At 68.0% G+C, this 2,417-nt stretch carries 1 protein-coding gene; it reads right to left on the bottom strand.

The genetic code is table 11. The features are described from left to right. A partial coding sequence (locus GIW02_RS26960) for a heavy metal translocating P-type ATPase (RefSeq protein WP_236422218.1) occupies positions 1-2,417 on the bottom strand: 2,417 nt, incomplete at both ends.

Below are 2,417 nucleotides of genomic sequence, written 5' to 3'. Positions count from 1 at the left end.
GTTAGGGTGGGGGCGCCTGCCGCCTGCGCACTCGGCAGGCGAGTCAGGCGCAGGGCGTTGAGCACCACGGTCAACGAACTGAGGGACATGCCGATCGCCGCCCAGATCGGAGTGATCCAACCCAGGGCGGCGAACGGCAGCATAAGCCCATTGTACAGCCCGGCCCACAGCAGGTTTTCAATGATGACCCGGCGGGTGCGCCGCGCCAGGCTGAAGGCGTGTACCAAGGCGTCGAGGCGGTTGGACAGCAGCACCGCATCGGCGCTGGTCTTGGCCAGGTCGGTGGCCGAGCCCATGGCCACGCTGATATCGGCGGCGGCGAGCACCGGTACATCGTTGACGCCATCACCGAGCATCAGCACCTTGCGGCCTTCCTGGTGCAGGCGTTGCAGCATCTGCAGCTTGTCATCGGGGCGCAGCCCGCCGTGGGCTTCGTCGATACCCAGTTCGGCCGCGACGCTGGCGACCATCGGCGAGGTGTCCCCCGACAGCAGCAAGGTGCGCCAGCCGCGCGCCTTGCAGGCGGCCAGCAAGGCGGGTGCGTCGCTGCGCAGGCGGTCATCCAGCACAAACCACGCGAGTGCGCCGTCGCGGTCGCCGAGCAGCAGCCACTGGCCAGCCTCGTTCGGTAAGACGGGAATCGGGCAGCCGCTGAGTGCGCAGACAAAGCCCGGCTGGCCGATGCGCAACTGGCGCTCGCCGACGCGACCTTCGAGGCCAAGGCCGGGGGCGCTGAGGACTTCATCGGCGGCCAGTGGCGCGCGGCCAAAGGCCCGCGCAATCGGGTGTTCGGAGCGGCTTTCGAGGGCCGCGGCGAGGGCCAGGCACTGGTCGCTGCTGGCGGCCCCCAAGGGCCGGATCGCTCTCAAGGCCAGGCGGCCTTCGGTGAGAGTGCCGGTCTTGTCGAAGATCACCGTGTCGATCTGGTTCAAGCCTTCGAGCACATGGCCACGGGTCAGTAGCAGGCCGAGTGTGTGCAGGGTGCCGGTGGCGGCGGTGAGGGCGGTCGGCGTGGCCAGGGACAGCGCGCACGGGCAGGTCGCTACCAGCATCGCCAGCACAATCCAGAATGCTCGCGCCGCGTCCAACTGCCACCACACCAGGCCGATCACTGCCGCAGCGATCAGCGAACACAGCAGGAACCATTGCGCCGCGCGGTCGGCGATTTGCGCCAGGCGCGGTTTTTCCGCCTGGGCCCGCTCCAGCAGGCGCACGATGGCCGATAGCCGTGTGTCGGGGCCGAGCGCGCGCACTTCAACACTCAAGGCGCCTTCGACATTCAGCGTGCCCGCCGTGACGGCATCGCCCACGTGGCGGGGCTGTGGCAGGTACTCCCCGGTGAGCAGGGATTCGTCGATGCTGGATTGGCCGTCGAGGATCACCCCATCCGCCGGCAGCACCGCGCCCGGATGCACCAGCACGCGGTCGCCCACGGCCAGTTCGCGCAGCAGGATGCGTTCACTCTGGCCATCCGCGTTGAGCCGCAGGCACGAGGCAGGCAGCAAGTTCACCAACTGCGCGGTGGCAGCTGCGGTGCGCTCGCGTGCGCGGCGCTCCAGGTAGCGGCCGGCCAGCAGGAACAGCGCGAACATGCCGACGGCGTCGAAGTACAGCTCGCCCACCCCGGTGATCGCGGTCCAGATACCCGCCACGTACGCGCCGCCGATCGCCAGGGACACCGACACATCCATGGTCAGGTGGCGCGTGCGCAGGTCGCGCAGGGCGCCTTTGAAAAACGGCGCGCAGCTGTAGAACACGATGGGGGTTGTCAGAAACATCGCCACCCAGCGCAGGATTACGTGCAGCTCGGGGCTCAGGTCGATATTGAATTCGGGCCAGGTGGCCATGGTTGCCATCATCGCCTGGAACCACAACAGCCCGGCGACCCCCAGCTGGCGCAACGCCAGGCGGTTTTCACTGGCCAGTTGTTCGGCCGCACGGTCTGCCTGGTAAGGGTGCGCAGCGTAGCCGATCTGGCGCAATTCACTGAGCAGCTGGCTCAACGGCAATTGCCCGTCGGCCCAGCGTACGTGCAGGCGATGGTTGGACAGGTTGAGCCGCGCCTCGGCCACGTCGGGCAGGCTGCGCAGGTGTTTTTCGATCAGCCAGCCACAGGCGGCGCAGCTGATGCCTTCCATCAGCAGGGTGGTTTCGGCGAGATCGCCCTGATGGCGCACAAAGGGTTGCTGCACATCGGCGCGGTCGTACAGCGCCAGTTCGTCCACCAGTTGCACCGGCAGCGCCTCGGGATTGGCCGAGGCTTCGCTGCGGTGCTGGTAATAGCTTTCCAGCCCGCCGGCCACGATCGCTTCGGCCACTGCCTGGCAGCCAGGGCAGCATAATTCGCGGCGCTCGCCGAGGATTACGGCGGTAAAGCGGCTGCCGGAGGGGACGGGGAGGGCGCAGTGGTAGCAGGG

Origin of the sequence: Pseudomonas syringae (assembly GCF_021606685.1) — a bacterium.
Classification (GTDB): domain Bacteria; phylum Pseudomonadota; class Gammaproteobacteria; order Pseudomonadales; family Pseudomonadaceae; genus Aquipseudomonas; species Aquipseudomonas syringae_R.
Note: the sequence above shows the minus strand (reverse complement) of the source record. Positions and strands in the feature narration are given on the sequence as shown.